This window comes from Marinobacter sp. LA51 (assembly GCF_030297175.1).
In the GTDB taxonomy this organism is placed as follows: Bacteria; Pseudomonadota; Gammaproteobacteria; order Pseudomonadales; family Oleiphilaceae; genus Marinobacter; species Marinobacter apostichopi.
The window spans coordinates 1,233,418-1,252,731 of sequence record NZ_AP028070.1 but is presented as its reverse complement, the minus strand read 5'-3'; the positions used below and the strand labels follow the sequence as shown (position 1 = coordinate 1,252,731).

Annotated in this window: 17 protein-coding genes and 1 tRNA gene; 3 read left to right on the top strand and 15 right to left on the bottom strand. The window is 57.1% G+C overall.

The window, feature by feature from the left end; all coding sequences use genetic code 11:
* Positions 1–68: 68 nt before the first annotated feature.
* From QUE89_RS05775 to QUE89_RS05745, 7 genes are all read right to left on the bottom strand, one after another.
* Positions 69–908 (bottom strand): DUF2797 domain-containing protein, encoded by an 840-nt coding sequence (locus QUE89_RS05775; RefSeq protein ID WP_286222270.1) that lies wholly within the window; start codon positions 906–908, stop codon positions 69–71.
* Positions 905–1,198: a YeaC family protein gene (locus tag QUE89_RS05770; RefSeq protein WP_286222269.1), complete on the bottom strand. Its 294-nt coding sequence runs from the start codon at positions 1,196–1,198 to the stop codon at positions 905–907. Before QUE89_RS05770 ends, QUE89_RS05775 begins: the two co-directional genes overlap by 4 nt.
* 175 nt (positions 1,199–1,373) lie before the next feature.
* Entirely contained in the window at positions 1,374–2,228 is an 855-nt protein-coding gene (locus tag QUE89_RS05765; RefSeq protein WP_286222268.1) for a rhomboid family intramembrane serine protease, read from the bottom strand.
* A 39-nt stretch (positions 2,229–2,267) separates the two neighbouring features.
* Entirely contained in the window at positions 2,268–3,281 is a 1,014-nt protein-coding gene (locus QUE89_RS05760) for a metallophosphoesterase (RefSeq protein ID WP_286222267.1), read from the bottom strand.
* Between the two features lie 2 nt (positions 3,282–3,283).
* Positions 3,284–4,168, bottom strand: coding sequence for an NAD(+) kinase (locus QUE89_RS05755; protein ID WP_286222266.1), 885 nt, complete (start codon positions 4,166–4,168; stop codon positions 3,284–3,286).
* Positions 4,169–4,281: 113 nt separating this feature from the next.
* The gene (locus QUE89_RS05750) at positions 4,282–5,529 is read right to left on the bottom strand and encodes a DNA repair protein (protein WP_286222265.1); all 1,248 of its coding nucleotides are present in this window, start codon (positions 5,527–5,529) and stop codon (positions 4,282–4,284) included.
* Positions 5,530–5,754: 225 nt separating this feature from the next.
* Positions 5,755–7,824: an oxidoreductase gene (locus tag QUE89_RS05745; protein WP_286222264.1), complete on the bottom strand. Its 2,070-nt coding sequence runs from the start codon at positions 7,822–7,824 to the stop codon at positions 5,755–5,757.
* 155 nt (positions 7,825–7,979) lie between these two features.
* Between QUE89_RS05745 and QUE89_RS05740 the strand changes: the two genes are divergently transcribed.
* Complete coding sequence (locus tag QUE89_RS05740) at positions 7,980–9,032, top strand: AraC family transcriptional regulator (protein WP_286222263.1); 1,053 nt, start codon at positions 7,980–7,982, stop codon at positions 9,030–9,032.
* Between the two features lie 213 nt (positions 9,033–9,245).
* Here QUE89_RS05740 and QUE89_RS05735 read toward each other — a convergent pair.
* Positions 9,246–9,322: transfer RNA gene (locus tag QUE89_RS05735), tRNA-Asp, on the bottom strand.
* 160 nt (positions 9,323–9,482) lie between these two features.
* The gene (locus tag QUE89_RS05730; RefSeq protein WP_286222262.1) at positions 9,483–10,514 is read right to left on the bottom strand and encodes an AraC family transcriptional regulator; all 1,032 of its coding nucleotides are present in this window, start codon (positions 10,512–10,514) and stop codon (positions 9,483–9,485) included.
* 273 nt (positions 10,515–10,787) lie between these two features.
* Here QUE89_RS05730 and QUE89_RS05725 point away from each other — a divergent pair, with 273 nt between their 5' ends.
* Complete coding sequence (locus QUE89_RS05725) at positions 10,788–11,663, top strand: MaoC/PaaZ C-terminal domain-containing protein (protein ID WP_286222261.1); 876 nt, start codon at positions 10,788–10,790, stop codon at positions 11,661–11,663.
* A gap of 8 nt (positions 11,664–11,671) precedes the next feature.
* Here QUE89_RS05725 and QUE89_RS05720 read toward each other — a convergent pair whose 3' ends face one another.
* Genes QUE89_RS05720 through QUE89_RS05710 form a run of 3 tightly spaced genes read right to left on the bottom strand, consistent with a single transcriptional unit; the run spans position 11,672 to position 16,381 of the window.
* Positions 11,672–13,261: an ATP-binding response regulator gene (locus QUE89_RS05720; protein ID WP_286222260.1), complete on the bottom strand. Its 1,590-nt coding sequence runs from the start codon at positions 13,259–13,261 to the stop codon at positions 11,672–11,674.
* A 45-nt stretch (positions 13,262–13,306) separates the two neighbouring features.
* On the bottom strand, positions 13,307–13,933 hold the full coding sequence (fixJ, locus tag QUE89_RS05715) for a response regulator FixJ (protein ID WP_286222259.1): 627 nt from the start codon (positions 13,931–13,933) through the stop codon (positions 13,307–13,309).
* Between the two features lie 39 nt (positions 13,934–13,972).
* Positions 13,973–16,381: a Lon protease family protein gene (locus QUE89_RS05710; RefSeq protein WP_286222258.1), complete on the bottom strand. Its 2,409-nt coding sequence runs from the start codon at positions 16,379–16,381 to the stop codon at positions 13,973–13,975.
* 357 nt (positions 16,382–16,738) lie between these two features.
* Here QUE89_RS05710 and QUE89_RS05705 point away from each other — a divergent pair, with 357 nt between their 5' ends.
* A complete protein-coding gene (locus tag QUE89_RS05705; protein WP_286222257.1) occupies positions 16,739–17,005 on the top strand; it encodes a PilZ domain-containing protein in 267 nt (88 codons plus the stop codon).
* 22 nt (positions 17,006–17,027) lie between these two features.
* On the opposite strand, the gene QUE89_RS05700 is transcribed toward QUE89_RS05705, so the two are convergent.
* The 3 genes from QUE89_RS05700 to QUE89_RS05690 form a co-directional block, all read right to left on the bottom strand.
* Positions 17,028–17,498, bottom strand: a complete 471-nt coding sequence (locus tag QUE89_RS05700) for a flavodoxin family protein (protein ID WP_286222256.1) — start codon at positions 17,496–17,498, stop codon at positions 17,028–17,030.
* Between the two features lie 46 nt (positions 17,499–17,544).
* Entirely contained in the window at positions 17,545–18,591 is a 1,047-nt protein-coding gene (gene recA / locus QUE89_RS05695) for a recombinase RecA (protein ID WP_286222827.1), read from the bottom strand.
* 189 nt (positions 18,592–18,780) lie between these two features.
* A complete protein-coding gene (locus QUE89_RS05690) occupies positions 18,781–19,290 on the bottom strand; it encodes a CinA family protein (RefSeq protein ID WP_286222255.1) in 510 nt (169 codons plus the stop codon).
* Between the last annotated feature and the right edge of the window lie 24 nt (positions 19,291–19,314).

Genomic DNA, 19,314 nt, shown 5'->3' with positions numbered 1-19,314 from the left:
TACTCAGCCGCGCACTGCCGGCAATCCGGCAGGCGGGAATGTGTCAGGTCAGGCAGGTGCGGGACGAATCAGTCGCCCAGCACCCGAAAACGAACTTCGTACCCGGTAAACTTCCGGATATTGATCACGCCGGTATCCAGGATCAGGTACTGGCCCTTGATCCCCTCCAGCACACCTTCAACCTCAGGAGCCTTGTCCAGGTTGTGGGTTTTCACTTTTTCCGGCCAGGCGGCCACCGGGTAACTGAGCCCCAGAGCATCTTCATCAACCTCGCGGATTGAATCCGGACCGTGAGACTCTTTGAGCGCCGACAAATCGTCCGCGATCAGACCTAATATCCTCTGCCGCTCTTCCGCCAGATTCAACTCCGGCACATCGCCCTTGAGCATGGCGCGCCAGTTGGTCCGGTCTGCCACGTGAGCCTTGCAGGCAACTTCCACCAGGCCCGCCAGGTATCGGGTCGCCACCCGGACCATGGGAATGGCACCCACAGCACCCTGATCGATCCAGCGGGTGGGAACCTGGGTTCCACGGGTTATGCCCACCTTGAGACCAGACGAGTTGGCCAGATACACCACGTGCTCCACCATACAATGGGTCTCGCCCCACTCCGGCTCGCGACAGGTGCCGAGGTGATAGTGGCACTTCTCGGGGCTCATGATGCAGGTGTCGCAGGCCGCCAGCTTCCGAAAACACGGAAAACAATAGCCCTGGTTGAAGCTCTTCTTGGTGGTGCGATCGCAGTTAATGCAGCGAATGACGCCCTCGAAATCAATGCGAACCTGCTTTCCGAGGTATTCATTGAGCGGGATCCGGCTGTCGCCGACCGAAATGGAGTAAGTTACCGGCTCGCCGGCCTCGGCCGGCATCTTGCGCAGCCGGCCTGTTACGTCGATCAGATCACTCAAGACTTAACCTCAACAAACTGCTCAGAATCAACATCGCTGCGCGCGCTACTCTGGCGCTGCACCGACGGATCGCAAGCAGTACCGGCCTTATGGCCACGATCGATATAACCGGTGCGCTCTTCTTCTGGCACGCCGTGCAGGTTTTCGTAGTAGATCACCGCCTGCAGGCTGATTTCCCGCTGCTCCGGCGTTAGTTTTCGCCCATCCGGCCACTTGCCCAGTTCGATAGACAGACGCAGGCTGCGATAGACGGTGGGATCCAATCGTTCGATCAATTCATCGTAAGTCATTCGGTACTCCCGAAACGCTTTTTAAAAAAATGTGCCGGAATCGTTTGACAGATGCAAACGATAATAATTATCATTACCTCACCAAATGACAACGGTCGTTTCATTTGGTCTCTCTCATCAGGAGCTAAAAGCTCTTTTAATGCCTCACCTTTTGGTGGGGCTTTTTTTTGAGCTGTCACCGTCTTTTTACGGGCAAAACCAGCGCAAGGGCCACTCCACTGACAAACCCGCCAAGGTGCGCTTCATTGGCCATTCGGCCCAGCCCCAGCATTTCGGTAAACGGGGTAAAGCCAATCACCATCCACGCTACGGCAAACGTTACCAGTGCCGGTGGAAACTGGAATCGCGGCAGCTTGCGCTGACTGAGCCAGCAATACCCCAGAATGCCGTACACCACACCCGACAGCCCACCGAACAGTGGACCTGATACCAGATACTGAAGACCATTAGAGAAAATACTGGTGACCAGGAAAAGTGTAAGCAACCGCCCTCGCCCATCGAACCATTCAATCTGACTGCCGAGGAACCACAGCATCACCGAATTGAAAATGATGTGGGTCCAGCTGAAATGCAGGAAATCGGGTGTCAGCAGGCGCCAGACCTGGCCGCTCGCCAGGGTACTGGAAAGCGCGTCAATCCGACCGGCCAGGGTTGACCAGTCGAAGTCGCGCGGATCAATCATCATCAACGCTGCTGCCAGCTCATTACGGCCCATGGATGTTACCCAGACCATGATTAGAGCAACGACAATCGCACTCAGCACCAGTGGTGCGTGCTTGGGCGAAGGCTGCCAGCGCCCACCAACGAAGACAGGGGAACGATGCTGGCGATCAACCGCGTCCCGAAGTTCAGGCTCGGCGAGAAAACGCTCCAGGGCTTCCAGAACTGGCTCCGCGTGCTGGGAATTTTCCAACCAGAGAACCTGGTGGTCGTTTTCTTCGGTGATTCGGTGCGGTACGCCCTGACCGGTCAGCCACTGGCTGAAGCCGGCCAGATCTACCCTGGCATCCAACTGCTTTACGCGGTACACAAATTACCTCGACTCTCGGGGTAACAGACATTATCGGCGTTAACGCTCAACACTGTCTTCCATGTTGGGGTAGCCCAACTGCTCGGGGCGGGACACATCCACCCAGACAAACTTGTCCGGGGAGAGAACCGCCTCTCCATCAAAGCGATACGCCACTAACCGTCCGTACTTGACCGCGCTGTAATCGATACAGGCGACATTGCCCTTCAGCGGTGCCGGCTCGCCCTCCATCCAGTAATGGCCAACGAAGACCGGCGGCGCGTTCAGTGGATAGCTGATCAACTGCTTCCGCTCTTGGTCCGTCAATACCTTGCGTGCCACCTCCGGAGGCAGAGGATCCGGCTGGAACACCACATCGGCGTAGGTCTCGGGGTCGTCGGCCCAGAACTTGGTCCGGAAGAATTCCCGGACATAGCCGTCCCGACCGGTGATGCTGGTTCCTTCCGGCAAGCGCAGGTCAGTGCCACGGAGCAAGGTGTCCATCACCTGCCCGGCAAAGGATTCGATAGCCGCTGAGGCATGCAAGAAATCTTCATCGATACAGGCGCCACCCTGAACTCGCTTGAATTTCTCAATAAGGTCGCCATCCCAGCAGGCATGGACCACCCGGAAACCCTCTTCCTCGATAAACAGGGGAATGGTGTAGAACCACTCCAGGAATTCGTTCCATTCATGGGGATGGTCATCGAACTGATCCAGCGTTTCCCGAATCAGCCGGTTGTGACGGGCGGTGTGCTCTCGCAGCCACTTCTTGCCGCTGCCGGAACGAGCCCGGGTGCAGTAACCAAGGGCGTTGTACTCGTGGTTGCCCATCACTATCCGTGCGGAGCCATGTTCCACCATATCGCGAACCAGATGCAGGGCTTCGCGAATTCTTGGCCCCCGGTCGATGATATCGCCAATAAAGATGGCCTGACGGCGATCGTGCTGATACACCCCGTTCACCTTGCGGTAGCCCATCTGCTCCAGCAACCGGATCAGGGTGTAGGCGCAGCCGTGGATGTCGCCGATGATGTCGTAACCGCGGTGTGCGGCTTGTCTGTTTACAGCCATGATCAACTCGATGAAATGTCGCTTGCCCAGCCAAGCTTGTCACGGCAGGTGGCGTAGAAATTGTGGTCCGTCGGATGAATCAGGCGGATCTTGAACGGCTTCTTGGTGATACGAATGATGTCACCAGGCGCGCAGGCAATGTTCATCTGGCCATCGAAAGAGATTTGCGGATAGGTTTCATTGGTCTCCCCGATCACCAGTTTGATCTCGCTCTTGCCATCAACAACGATGGGGCGACTGCTGAGAGTGTGGGGAAACATCGGCACCAAAACCACGGCATCCAGTTTGGGATGCATGATCGGGCCGCCTGCAGACAGCGAGTATGCGGTGGAGCCGGTAGGGGTAGCCACGATCAGGCCGTCCGAGCGCTGGCTGTAAACAAAGTGACCATCGATGAAGAGATCAAAGCCAATCATCCGGGTGGACTTGCCCGGGTGCAGGACAACGTCGTTTAGCGCAGTGCCGAAGCCCAGTGGCTGACCATTGCGCTCAACATTGCCGTCCAGCAGGAAGCGAGTCTCCTCGATGTACTCGCCTTCCAGCACCTTACCCAGGCGCTCTTCCAGATCCGAGGGCGAAATGTCGGTCAGAAAGCCCAGCCGACCACGGTTAACGCCCAATAAAGGAATCTTCGATTTGGCCAGCTCACGCGCGGCACCCAGCAAACTGCCATCGCCACCTACCACGATAACCAGATCGCAGATTTCGCCCAGCAGCTTCTTGCTGGCCACCTGAAGTCCGTGGCCAGGCAGCATACCCGCGGTGTCTTCTTCCAGTATGACGTGATAATTATTGGTGATCAGGTACTGCTTGAGCTGGCGCAGGGATTCGACCACCTTCACGCTACCCATTCGGCCAATAACGCCAATGTTCCTGAATTGATCCATGAGGCTTCCTGTGGTGTCGGGATGCGGTGGGGCCCGCCAAATTCAGGAGCCCCGTAACAATCTGGCTCACAGTTTAACGAAAGTCGCCCGGATACTGAAAAAAGATCGCGAGGTCAGGCCTTGTGCTGCTCGCAACGATCGTCGACACCCGGGCGGAATTCCCCAGGCTGACTGATGCGCATAACCGGCTCGTCACAGGGGCTACCATCCTTCGCGGCATGCCGGCAGACAGGATGCTCGTAATGCTCAAGCCAGTCCCGATAGGCAGGTTCATTCATGCCGCACCGCTGGGCTGCGTAGCTCACCGGGTTGGCAAAATAGGTGTTGATGTCTTCGAACTTCAGGGTGATATGGCCGGCACCGGGCTGATAGGCCACCAGAAACACCGACTGCTTCTTGAGGTGATCCATAATCGAATTTTCGACCGGTTCCTGATTTCTCAGGTCGTGATTCTCCTGCTCCAACGCCACAATCCGGTCGTCGCGGAGCTCCAGCTCACGCTGCTTCCGATCCAGCTGCTCTCGGAACAACACCATCTCGGCATTGGCATTGGCGTCTTCCCTCTCCTTGTTTTCACCGCCCGCCGCGATCTGCTCCTGCATCGTCAGATATTGTTCATTACGCTCTGACAGCCGCTTCTTCAGCTGCTCATTGCTCAGGCGCTGGCGCTCGTACTTTTGCTCCAGCTCGACGAATTCACCCCGCAGAGCCTGCTGCTCCAGGCGGTGCTCCCGCTGGAGATCAGACATGGTGTCACGGTGAACACTCTGTAGTGTCTTGATTCGCAGGCGCTGCTCACGGATGACCTGGGCCAGACGCACGCGATCGGCGGAATTACCTGAATCCTCGTCATCCTCAGGGGCATCGGAGTCGGCACTGAGAACCGGAATATCTTCGTCGCGCTGGGGCTCAATCTTGCGAAATTTCAGGGAATTGCCATCAACGGCCTTGCGGAGGGCCTGAAAGTGGTTTTTACCGGGGGTCATATCAGGATCCCACAGCTCATCGGCGAGCCGCGGTTCCGGGCATTGGCTACGGCACACCAGCCGTATGGCACCACCACCCAGATCGGGGCCTTTGGCGCCCCGTTTGGCCAGGTCTTCGATGGGAACGTTCCAGTTGGCGTCCGCCCGCCCTTCTTCATCGAACCAGATGCGGAAAAACACCAGCGCCTGGACACGTAGCTCCGGGTCCAGCTCAACCAGCACGGCCTTAACATCGGTTTCCGCGAGGTCCGACAGCCCCACGTAACCATCCAGGAACGCACCAAACTCGCTGGCGCGCATCTGGCGGACGACCTGACCTTCGTCCATGAAAAACACCGCCGCGTAACCGTCCGTCGACTGGTCGGCAGATACCATCTACTACTCCCCAAATATCACAAGATATACCACCAACACGTCGAAACCACACGGAATGTTCCAACGCATGCGGTGCTGGCTGAACCGCCAATGTAATTCAACAAGGGCGGCTCAACAAACTGGCAGACTTCGGCTAACAGTCTAGTCAGTCAATCTCTTGTGCACAGGGAAAAACTGCAACGTTTTGTGAGCGCCGCGAAAATCCACCGGCGCTCACACAGAACCTTACAGCTCGGCGGCCAAGCGGCTGCCCTGATCAATAGCGCGCTTGGCATCCAGCTCAGCCGCAACATCCGCGCCGCCAATCAGGTGCACGGCAACGCCAGCAGCTTCCAGCCCGCCTTGCAACTCACGCAGGGGCTCCTGACCTGCACAGACGATGATGGTATCCACGGGCAGTAAACGGTCCTCGCCCTGCTCTGCGCCCTTGGGTGTTACCGTGATGTGCAGGCCTTCGTCGTCAATTTTGCGATAGCTGACACCCGGCACCATCTGCACCTCACGGTTCTTCAACGACGTCCGGTGAATCCAGCCCGTGGTCTTGCCCAGATTTTTACCCACTTTCGAGGCCTTGCGCTGCAGCAGGTAAACCTCTCGGGCCGGCTCCGGCACTTCCGGTGTTACTCCCTTGATACCGCCACGGTGCTCAACACTGAGATCCACACCCCACTCGCGCATAAAGTGGCCAGTGTCCAGGGCCGCTGAAGTACCCTTGTGGACGATGAATTCGGAGACGTCGAAACCAATACCACCGGCACCGATAACGGCGACTTTCTGACCGACCGGCTTACGCTCCAGCAGTGCGTCGAGGTAACCGATGACTTTCGGATGATCGATACCTTCAATCTCGGGCGTACGCGGGTGAACACCGGTCGCCAGAACTACGTCGTCGTAGCCGCCCGCCTTGAGATCCTCGACATCGACCCGGGTGTTGAGCCGAACATCGACACCATGCTTATCCAGCATGACCCGGAAATAGCGCAGGGTTTCGTAGAACTCTTCCTTGCCCGGGATACGCTTGGCGACATTGAACTGACCGCCAATCTCACTGCCAGCGTCGAACAGGGTGACCTTGTGGCCACGCTCGGCGGCGACCGAAGCAAAGGCCAGGCCCGCAGGACCGGCACCGACCACGGCGATCGACCTCGGTGATGCCGTTTTCACCCAGGTCAGCTCGGTTTCGTGACAAGCACGGGGGTTAACCAGGCACGAGGTCAGCTTGCCGCTGAAGGTATGGTCCAGACAGGCCTGATTGCAACCGATACAGGTGTTGATTTCATCGGCCCGGTCCTCGGCGGCCTTCAATACCAGATCCGAATCGGCGAGGAACGGACGAGCCATGGAGACCATGTCGGCGTCACCCTCGGCCAGGATCTTCTCTGCCACGTCTGGCATGTTGATACGGTTGGTAGTGACCAGCGGGATGCTGACTTCGCTTTTCAGGCGTGCGGTCACCTTGGTGAAGGCGCCCCGGGGCACCGAGGTAGCAATGGTTGGTACCCGCGCCTCGTGCCAGCCAATGCCGGTGTTGATGATGGTCGCGCCGGCCTTCTCGATCTCCCTGGCCAGGTGAACCACCTCTTCCCAGGTGCTGCCATCCTCAATCAGATCCAGCATCGACAACCGGTAAATCAGAATGAACTTTTCGCCAACGCGCTCGCGAACCCGGCGAACAATTTCCAGAGGCAGGCGAATGCGATTTTCGTAACTGCCACCCCAGCCGTCAGTGCGGTGGTTGGTGTGGGAGACAATGAACTGGTTGATGAAATAACCTTCAGAGCCCATGATCTCGACACCGTCATAGCCGGCGTCCTGGGCCAGGGCCGCGCAGTCGGCATAATCCTGAATCTGCTTCTCGATGCCCGCCTCGTCCAGCTCGTTGGGCTTGAACGGGTTAATCGGTGCCTGGATGGCAGAGGGCGCAACCAGCTCCGGCGAATAGGCATAGCGCCCGGCGTGCAGGATCTGCATGCAGATCTTACCGTCGGCCTCATGCACAGCGCGGGTGATGATCTTGTGTTGCTCGACTTCGTCCTGACCGGTCATCTTGGCCGCGTGCTGGAAAACCCCACCCTCAACGTTTGGCGCAATACCGCCGGTCACGATCAGGCCAGCGCCGCCACGGGCCCGCTCCGCGTAGAACGCAGCAAGGCGATCGAAGCCGTTCTTGGCCTCTTCCAGACCCGTGTGCATGGAACCCATGAGGGTCCGGTTGCGCAATTTGGTAAAGCCTAGATCAAGCGGTTCAAGCAGGTTCGGGTATTTGGCGACGCCTGGCGTGGCGGTTGCGGTCATGGTGATCTCCTCATGCTCATCAGGGGCGGACCTTCAAGGGCCCGGCTTTTTGTGTGGCTCTAAGCTACCCGGCGAGCTTGCGATCAACAATATCCGGGGATAACATTCTGTTATCCTGAAATGACATGTCAGACAGCATCTATTTATGAGCCCCTATGAGCACACGACCGTCGCCACCCCCACAACGCCAAAATGCCCTTGGCGATATCAGCGTTCGATACGCCTCGGTACTGTTGCGAGCTGCCGCGGCAGAAGGCGTCAATATCGAACAACTGATATCTAATTTTCGGCTGAGCAACGAGACCCTGACCTCACCAGTTGCCCGCATCAGTATTCCACGCTATATGCGACTCGGGCACGCCGCCATTGCTCAAACTGGCAACCGCGCTCTGGGCTTGCGCATGGGCGCACTGACCCGCCCAGTCGATACCGGCATTGCCGGACTGGCAGGCCAATGCGCGCCCACCGTGGGAGCGGCTCTGTCCACCCTGGTGCGCTATTCCACCCTGTCCAGTCATAACAGCCGTGGCGCCCCCTCTGTGCGTTCCGGGGATCGGCAAGTATTGTTCTACTCGATCCGACCCTACAACGCATTCAACTACTTTGTGGTGGATTCGGTTCTGGCGGCGTGGACTCAGTTCGTTCGCACTATGACCAACCGGTACGAGGTGCTTGAACGGATTACCATCGAGTACCCCTCCATCGGTCAGGACGATCTATTTGAAAGCTGGTTCCGATGCCCGGTGCATTTCGGCGCGGAAGAGAACAGCATCACGGTGAAACCCGAGCCTTGGGCGCAGGCGCCCCTGAATGCGCAACCGGCCATGCATGAGCAACTGGTGGAAATCTGTGAGCGGGAACTGCAACAAATACGCCGGGGATGGACGACAGCTGACCGGGTCAGGCATTTGCTACCGCCCTTGTTCCGGGGCGAAAGCCCGGGGCTGGATATCGTCGCAACTAAATTGGGCGTGGCGCCGTGGACACTGCAACGGCAATTGAGCGCTGAGGGCACAAGGTTTCGAGAACTGGTCGATGATACCCGGAAACAGTTGGCCACCGAATACATCCGGGAGACGGACACTTCGCTGGCAGAGATTGCCTGGCTACTGGGGTTTGCCAATCCGGCGGCGTTCCATAAGGCCTACAAGCGCTGGTTTGCAATCAGCCCCGGCGAACACCGGCAACAGCTAAGATCCGGCAGTTAGAATTCGGTGGCGTCGTCACAGCCATCGTCGTCGTCAAACTCTTCGAACTGGCTTTCAATCAGCTCTTCCTCGTAATCCAACATAAGTCACTCCCGTTTTTAACAACACACGAGAGCAAACACTGAAGCACAGTGATGACAAACAAATGACAGGATGAGGTAAACGCTAAGAAAGATAAAACAGAGAAAAAAGCAAAGCAGGGAGGGGAAAAAATGGCGGAGCGGACGGGACTCGAACCCGCGACCCCCGGCGTGACAGGCCGGTATTCTAACCAGCTGAACTACCGCTCCGCGTTGGTCATCACGTCTCGCCCTAATTGGACTGCGCAATCAAGGGTGTGATTGCTCTGTGACAACGAGGGCGCATTATAAAGACGCCCTTATTTATGTCAACGCTTTTTCCGAAAAAATATTCGGAATCCGTCTTTGCTGCATATTCGCCACAGATTTACTACATCGCGGCGACCATCGCGTCCCTGCCCTGCGCCGTTTTCCGGTACTCAATCGGGGTCATATTCGACCACCGCTTAAAGGCGCGATAGAACGTGCTGGGCTCGGAAAATCCGGTCAGATACACAATCTCGTCAATAGACTCGTCGGTGGTCGCGAGAAGCTGACGTGCCAGTCGATAGCGGAAGTCTGCCAGTACCTGATTAAAACTGGTTTCCGCCTCCGTCAGCCGTGTACGCAAGGTCCTCGGCTTGATTTCAAGTCGCCCGGCAACCGCGTCCAGAGTGACCTCACCACTGTCCAACAACTCGGCAACAATACGCTCGACCTGACCAACAATGTCCCTTTTTTCCAGCCGCGCGACCTGCTCACTGGCGAACCGCTCGTGCAAATCCAGCAGTTCCGGCTCGGCATGGGGCGACGCATGGGCCAACAGTTTTGCCGGAAAGTAGAGCCGGTTTTCCTCGGCTCCAAACACCACTTCGCACCCAAGAATCTCACCAACATGCGCCTGTCGTTCCGTTCGTTCGTGTTCGAATTCAATCCGGGACGGATAAAACGAGTTGTTGGTAATCGAGCGGAAAAAGATGATCACACCCTGCACGAAGCATTCATTGAAATGCTTCAGACGACTGACCTCGTCGGAGGCGGCATCCAGAACCATGCACGCATCATCGCCTTCAATAAAGAAATCCGTATTCGCGGCATCGCTGAGCAAACGCTGGTAGTTCTGCGCACGTCGCAGGCCTTCACCAAAGGTGGGACTGCTCAGGAACAGATACTCCAGTACCTGGCCCTTGTAGGCAGGCAGCAGTTCACCCAGGTGCAACCCGATATCCGGATCACCGGATACGTCTTCCACCGCCTGCCAGAAATACAGCTGGGCGCTGTGGGGTGTACGCAGCTGTTCGGTGTAGACATAAGCTTCATCAACACCCAAACGACTAAATATAGCGTCGGTATCAACACCCTTTCGCTTCATCGCCTCATAGATCAGGCGCAACATCACTCCCGCGTCACGAAGTTCCTGCATACGATCCCGCTTTCTTATTTATCAAATACCACTTTGACCCACCGGACAGTCGGCCGTGCACGCCGGGTCAATGCCTGATCCGGCTGGGTTTGCCAGAGTTGAAACCTGTAATATAAATGTTCGCAGGCTAACGTCTGGTATTAGAGCATATCAGGCCACGGACGCACAGTTGTACCAGAATGAAAATAGGGACTGGTACCCATGTGTTAAGAAAAGAAGCGATCAGATGCGAATTTACTCAAAAGGCATGATTCAAGCCAGGAGAATAACGACATGGCAGATCCCCTGATCTATTACCGTCAGCCACCGAAACTACTACCCCTTTACGCCAGAGCCCTGGCACCGAAGAACCTCAAGGATAACGGTGGCATTGCCCTGCCCTCCTTGCCAGCCGAACTGATTGGCGCCAGCACGGAAAACGAAACCCTGACCCGGTACGAGGCAATTTGTGGTTTCCAAACCAGCATACGGGTGCCCGTTACCTGGCCCCATGTTATGGCTTTTCCGCTGCAATTGAAGCTGCTGACCGACAAGCGCTTCCCCTTACCCCTGCTGGGATTGGTGCACTTTCGCAACACCATCACCCAGCATCGAGCTATAGGACGCGGTGAAATCATGGACCTACGGGTGCGACTGGGCGCCAAGGAACACACCAGCCGGGGCCTGGAGTTTGACCTGATTACCGAGGCCTACTCGGCCGGGAAAATGGTGTGGGAGGAGTCCAGCGTAATCCTGTCCCGAGGATCTGGAACCGCCAGCACCACCACAAAGAAGTCCCCGCCACCCGAACTTGAGCGCTACCCCAACACCGTCAGCATCAACGCGCCGGAGCCAACTGGGCGCCGATACGCTGGCGTCTCCGGTGATCGCAACCCTATTCACATGCACGCGGTCACTGCCCGGGCCTTCGGGTTCCCCAAAGCCATTGCACACGGGATGTGGAGTAAAGCTCAGGCGCTGGCCATGCTGGAACAGCAAAAGGACTGGCGACCAGGCCCGGTAAGGATCAGCTGCCAGTTCAAGAAACCATTACTGCTGCCGGGAACGGCGCAATTGAACTGGCGGACAGGTGAATCCGGGTGGGACTTTCAACTACTGAATGCCCAGGGCAATGCGCCGCACCTAAGCGGCCGCATTGAATGGCTCTAACCGAAAGGTTAGCCCTGTTCAAATCCTGACGGTTGCTCCGGGGCACAGGGAGCGCCTGAGGAGCCAGCAACCGGCAACGTGAAATAGAAACAGGCGCCACCACCTTCTGGACGCTCAAAGCCTATATCACCGCCTTGGGCCTGAATCAGCGACCGACAGGTTGCCAGGCCGATCCCCATGCCTTCGTCTTTGGTGGTGTAGAACGGCAGGAACAATTTGTCCTCGGCGTCGTCTGGCAGACCAATGCCGTGATCCCGCACCTGCACCCGGACACAGCTGGAACCCAAGAGCTCAGCACTCACATGCACCGGAATCGAAGCGTCGGCGCTTCGGGTGGCCTCGAGGGCATTTCGGATCAGATTGAGAGCAACCTGCTGAACCTGGATCGGATCAGCGGTCACGTCAGGCAGATCATTCGGGACTGACAGATCAATGCCGCCCTCGTTATTGCGCATATCCACTTCGGCAAACTGGCGAGTATCTTCCAGCAGCGCCGGTACCGAGATGACTTCCTTGCCCGTGGCCGGCTTTTTCATGAATCGACGGATACGGCGAATAATTTCACTGGCGCGGTGTGACTGGGCTTCAATCTTATCCAGGGTTTCACCCAGCAGCCCGAGATCCGGCTCTTCCTTGGCCATCATGCGCTTGGACACACGCGCGTAATTGGTGATCGCGGTAAGCGGCTGATTCACCTCATGGGCAAAGCCGGCTGCCATCTCGCCCATGGTGGTCAGACGCGAGGCATGAGCCAGCTGATCTCGTTGCTCCTGCACCAGTGCCCGCGCCTCTTCCAGCGCGGCCTCGCTCTGCAGTTCGGCGGTAATGTCGTCGAACACCACCACGGCACCGTGCAACTCGCCTTGGTCCAGCTTTGGAGTAGACCGGTACTGGGCGGGGAAACCGCTGCCGTCCATACGCAGCATCCGGATGTTGCGCTTGTTTTCAGCCACACCCTGACTACAGGTGGTGTGGCCAGGCAAACCGTCCTGGCCTTCCTGGCAGGTAGCAAAATGGGTCTCGAAGAAATTCCGGCCGATCAACTCCTCAACCGGGCACCCCATGATCTGCGCCGCAGCAGGGTTGGCAAACTCGATGACACCGTTTTCGTCCAGGCCGTAAATACCTTCGCTGATCGAGTTCAGGATGCGGGCCTGATCACCCTTCAGCTCCCGGTTACGGGCCTGAAGTTCGCGCTCCAACCGAATGACACGGGCGTGGGTCTTTACCCGGGCGATCACTTCAAGGGACTGGAAGGGCTTGGAAATGTAGTCGGCACCACCCAGCGAGAAACCCTTCACCTTGGCCTGCAGGTCATCCAACGCCGACAGAAATACAACCGCACAGTCAGCGGTCGCCTGGTCGGCCTTGAGGCGTTCACACACCTCATAGCCGTCCATGTCGGGCATCATGATATCCAGCAGGATCACTTCGGGCTGATGCCGGTGGGCGAGGTCCAGTGCTTTCTGGCCCTCGTTGGCGATCAGCAGGCGATAGCCTTTGTCTTTCAGGGTCTCATAGAGGACTTTGAGGTTCTGCGGATTGTCATCCACAAGCAGAACCGTCACCTCCGAGTTCTCACTGACAACTTCAGTCATATAAAGGGAGCCGGTTAAAAACGTCTCCGTATGATGCCGCCTGGATCAACGGGCGTCGATAAGGTCCTTTACGGACAAGACCATACGGACCAAATGCGCAAGTGAATGGGTACCCATTTTGTGCATGACCCGGGAACGGTGGATCTCCACCGTGCGCTGGCTGATCTCAAGCTCGATCGCAATCACTTTGTTCGCTTGCCCGGCAATCATTCGATCCATGATTTCATGCTCACGGGGGGTCAGGCTTTTCACGCGGCGAATGATTTCCTGCTTTTCGTCCAGGGTCTTGCGCTGCTCAAGGTCCTGCGCCAGTGCCGCTTCGATTTTCTCCAGCAGCGCTTCTTCCCGGTACGGCTTCTGGATAAAATCGACCGCGCCCTCTTTCATGGCATCCACCGCCATGGGCACATCGCCGTGACCGGTGACGAAGATGATGGGCAGAATTGAATGCTTGTCGTTCAGCTTCTTCTGCAATTCCATGCCGTCCATGCCGGGCATGCGGATATCCAGCACGATGCAGCCAGCCATCTTGTCGGAATACTCTTTAAGAAAGCTGGTAGCACTCTCAAAGGTCTGCACCGGCTTGCCGTCGGATTTCAGCAGCAGTTCCAGTGAATCACGAACCGCCTCATCATCCTCTACTACGTATACGGTCTGCTGGATATCAGTCATCTGTGTGTTCTCTCCTGTCCGTTTTCTTATGATGTCCGGTCAGTGAATTGACGGATCTTTGTGGTCATCACGGTTGTGCTCCTGGCGCTCATGTTCGCGCATCTTCTCGAGCCTTTGCTGAATAATGCCAAAAACGCTCTGCTTCGGGTACCTGCCCTTGTCGTCGGCTTTGCCCGCAGGCATGCCCAGCAGCAAGGTAACCGCTTCTTCCAGACGGCTGACAGCGTACACCGCAAACTTACCCTCGCGAGCGGCCTGAACCACTTCGCTGTCCAGCATCAGATTCTGAACGTTAGTGCTGGGCACAATCACGCCTTGGGTGCCGGTCAGGCCATCCTTGAGCTGGCAGGTGGTATAGAAGCCTTCCACTTTCTCGTTTACCCCGCCAATCGGCTGAACCTCACCAAACTGGTTTACCGACCCGGTAATCGCCAGATCCTGGCGCACCGGAATCTCCGCCAATGACGAGATCAGGGCGCAGAGCTCTGCCAGGGAAGCACTGTCGCCATCCACCTCGCCATAATTCTGCTCAAACGTCAGGCTGGCAGACAGGTGCATGGGATCAGTAACCGCAAAGTGCGAGGCCAGCCATGAGCTGAGGATCATCACGCCCTTGGAGTGAATGTTGCCGCCCAGTTTGACGTCGCGCTCGATATCCATCACCGCGCCATCTCCATAGTAGCAGGTCGCGGTGACACGGTTGGACAAGCCGAATTCGAAACCGCCAGTCGACAGCACCGAGAGCGCATTAACCTGGCCGACACAGGTGCCGTGAGTGGTCACCAGCGTCGAGCCATCGCGAATGGAATCGTAGAACTGGTCGCGAATACGGCTGCTGCGGTATTTCGCGCTTTCCAGGGCCCGCTCAACGTGGGTGTCCTGAATCAGCTTGGCACCGGCCTGACGGGCCCAATAATCGGATTCCCGCAGCAAATTGGCGATATCGGCCGCGTGCAGGGACAAACGGTCCTGATGCTCGGCCATACGGGCACTGTGCTCAATCACCCGGGCAACGGCCTTATTGGAGCAATGCAGAAGCTCTTTCTCGCTAACCAGGCTGGCTATGAACTTGGCGTACAGAAGCTGGCTGTCGTCCGACCGGTACATTTCGTTTTCGAAATCAGCGGTAATCCGGAACAGCTCTGCAAATTCGGAATCGTACTCTTGCAGCAGCATCCAGGTCTCACGATCACCGAACAGGACAATTTTAACGTCCAGGGGAACCGCCTCCGGCTCAATGGAGATAGTGCCTGACAGGGTCAGCTCCCGCTCCAGGGAATTGATCTGGATGGACTTGGAACGCAGCGCTCGCTTCAGGCCATCCCAGACGTAGGGCTGCTCCAGCACTTTGATCGCGTCCATAAGCAGATAACCGCCGTTGGCACGATGCAGGCTGCCAGGCCGGATCAAGGAGAAGTCGGTAAACACCGTGCCCTTGTAGGTGACATTTTCCACGTAGCCAAACAGGTTGTGGTAGTTGGGGTTGTCTTCCACCACCACCGGCACTTCATTGGTTTTCTGGTGTACCAGCGTGTTCACCAGGTAACGACGGGGCATCTTCTTGTCGAGGGAGGCATAGGCGATGGCCGCCTGCTCGTCGTCGTCATCCAGGAAGATGTCCAGGTTTTCAGCCAGATCCTTGCGTACCGCTTCAAAAAAAGACACCACGTCCGGAAGGTCACTGTATTTCTCTTTTAACTCGTCGATCTGATGCCCGGAAATACCTTCCAGCGTCTCGGTATTCAGGGCCTGCTGTTTGTCTGCGTATTCTTGCTCCCAGTCCGCCAGCTTGCGTAGGGCCGCCCGCAGCTTCTTTTCGAGCCGGTTGATGGAATCCTCAAACTTGTCGCGCTGCGCATCAGTCAGCGCCTGGAAAGATTCCGCAGTGTGGGGCTCTTCACCATTCATCGCCACCAGGCGATAGCCACCAGGTGTCGATACCGTCAGGCTGACCTTCTTGCGCTTGGCCTGAGCCGCCACTTTCTCCAGCTCATCCTCCTGCATTTTTGCGTACTCATTCTTGAGCTGCTCAGAACGCTCAAGGAAGCTGTCGCTGTCGAAGGTTTGCGGAATTACCTTGACCAAACGGGCCATCAGCTTTTCCATATCCTGCTTCAGCTGAGTGCCTTTTCCGGCAGGCAACTGCAGCAGGCGGGGAACCCGGGGCTCCTCAAAATTCGCCACGTAGCACCAGTCATGGCTCTTCTGCTTGGTGTCCACATGATGCTCAAGATAACGCAGCATCATGGTTCGCTTACCCAGCCCGTTTCGTCCGACGGCGTAGACGTTGTAACCACCATGGGGCATGGCGAGCGCAAAACGCACGGCTTCCTGGGCCCGATTCTGCCCGACAATCTCGGCCAGGGGCTTCAATTGCCGGGTCGTTTTAAACGGTAACTCTTTCAGAACACAGGCTTTGTATAGCTGGTGCAGAGACAGTGACTTCAAGGTGCGGTCCTGTAACGGTTGAATCATTGGCCGGTCATTGTAGATTCTGGAGCGGCCCCTGTCGCGTGTGTGCCAAAGATTTCTGTCGCCATGGCAAGCCCTTACCGAAGTGCCACCCAGTTCACAGTTTTGCAATCGGTCATTTTTCAGACAACCGCACTGGAACTAAACTTCCCTTCCCGGTTATCCCCAAGCCGTGGTTAACCGGCCAATAAAAAAGACAAGACACGCAATGGACGCTTTTCTATGACGAGTGATTCAACAGATCGCAGAATCAAAGATCGCTATCCAGCATCTTGCCTTCAGGTTCATTTAAGGGAGCGCGGCTTCTTTGGCCGGGGCAAGCAGACGACTCCCGTGACCTGTCTCGACCTGAACCGCTACGGCATGGCCGTGCTTTGCCCGAGGCCGGTGGAGCCCGGCGCCCGGCTGTTCATGGACTTCGCCGGCAAATACATCCGGGAATCCCGGGTTGGTGCCAAGGTGGTGGAGTGTCAGCCGTTTCAAACGGGTTACCGGGTCAGTGTGCAGTTCAGTTACTGCCTGGACAAGAAAGGCTATTCACGCACCGTGGACAATGCCCTGTCCCGGATTGAAGGGCTATACAGCCGGTTCGCCAGCTAGCAGTCTCATTTAACCGCTCCGGCTAGATGAGCCCCGCATCGAGACTCGCCGCCACGTAAAGCCCTAGCTCCTGACACTGATCCTCGAAACCAGCCTGGAATTCACCACGGCAGATTAACGGATCCTGAATGCGCCGCCAGCGCAGACCCGTGGTGATGCTTTCGATGGCACGGTGGGTTCCGGTGCCGTCCTGGCCGGCGCGGATATAGTAGGCAAAGGGCAGGCCCTGGGTTTTCTCAAGGCAGGGGTAATAACTGCGGTCGAAGAAGTCCTTCAGCGCCCCGCTCATATAGCCGAGGTTTTCGGTGGTGCCCAGGATGATGGCGTCGCAGGCGAGTACATCCTCCGGCCCGGCCTCCAGTGGCGCGCGAACCGTCACTTCGACATTCTCGATATCGTCGTGGCTGGCGCCCTGAAACACCGCATCCCGGAGTTTAAGGGTATTCGGGGAAGGCGCATGGGCAACAATCAGCAGTCGCTTTGTGTCAGCCATAGCCCTCCCCTGGTTTCGGTTAAAGCACCAATGTCGGTTAACTCAGTTAAAGCAGCTCACCGTTAGCTTCAGTCTCTGCCTCAGCCACCTTCTCTTTCTTCTCCGGCTTGGGCATCAGCTTGTCACGGACCTTGGCTTCGATTTCGGTCGCCATGTCCATGTTCTCTTCCAGGAACTTGCAGGCGTTGGCCTTGCCCTGGCCGATCTTGTCGCCGTTGTACGCGTACCAGGCGCCAGACTTATCTACGAAGCCTTCTTTCACGCCCATGTCGAGCACTTCGGCCATGTGGTAGATGCCCTTGCCGTACATGATCTGGAACTCGGCCTGACGGAACGGCGGCGAAACCTTGTTCTTGACCACTTTCACACGGGTTTCGTTGCCGACAACCTCGTCACCGTCTTTCACCGCGCCAATACGACGGATATCCAGGCGTACAGACGAGTAGAATTTCAGTGCGTTACCACCGGTGGTCGTTTCCGGGCTGCCAAACATCACGCCAATCTTCATACGAATCTGGTTGATGAAAATCAACAGGCAGTTGGCGTGCTTTACGTTACCGGTCAGCTTCCGTAGCGCCTGGGACATCAGGCGGGCCTGCAGGCCAACGTGGCTGTCACCCATCTCGCCTTCGATTTCCGCTTTCGGCGTCAGCGCGGCCACGGAGTCGACAATGATCACGTCTACTGCATTGGAGCGAACCAGCATGTCGGAAATTTCCAGCGCCTGCTCGCCGGTGTCCGGCTGGGAAACCAGCAGATCGTCCACGTTTACGCCCAGCTTTTCGGCGTAGACCGGATCCAGGGCATGCTCGGCGTCCACAAACGCACAGGTCTTACCCTGCTTCTGCGCTTCAGCGATGACCTGAAGGGTCAGCGTGGTTTTACCGGAACTTTCAGGACCATAGATTTCACAGATACGACCGTATGGCAGGCCACCAATGCCGAGAGCAACGTCCAGCCCCAGGGAACCGGTGGAAACCGCAGGAATCGCCTCGCGGGGCTGATCACCCATTTTCATCACAGCGCCTTTACCAAACTGACGCTCAATCTGGCCCAATGCTGCGTTAAGTGCTTTCTTGCGGTTGTCTTCCATCAGTGCAAAACCCTCTGTCGCCATGACGACCGGAACTACTCAATGCCAGTCGTGAAATAAGGAGTCGGGAATTCGCACAGTAGAACACTGCAAATTCCCTGTATATTTGAACAGTATTAAAACATAACCGGAAGAGTAGACCAACCCCTTCCTCAGCGAAACTCAGCACCCCGGTGCGGTGCCTCGCTCTCAGGCTGATTCGAGCGCCTCCAGATACTCCCGGACTCCCTCCAGGGCAAAGAGAACGGCCTGTCGCCGAACCTGGTCCCGGTCGCCTTCAAAGTGCCTCACTACCGCTTCCGTGGACGCCGGATCGCACCCCCAGGCAAACCAGACGGTGCCCACCGGTTTTTCCTCGCTGCCTCCACCCGGGCCAGCCACACCGCTGATCGCAATGGCTACCTGAGCTCCGGTAGCAGCCAGGGCACCGGCCACCATCTCCCGCACCACGGGCTCACTAACGGCACCGTGCTCATCAAGCGATTTCCGGGTAACCCCCAACAATGCCTCCTTGGCCTCATTGCTGTAGGTCACCAAACCACCCAGTACGTAGCTGGACGAGCCATCCTTGTCGGTCAGAGCCTTGGCGACCCAACCGCCAGTGCAGCTCTCAGCCGTGGCAATCATGCGTTCCTGGCGCTTGAGCAGTTCGCCGAGCCCTTCGCCGGCGTCAAAAAGTTCCTGATCCGTGGCCGTCATAATGACCTCCTTCATTTCATCCGA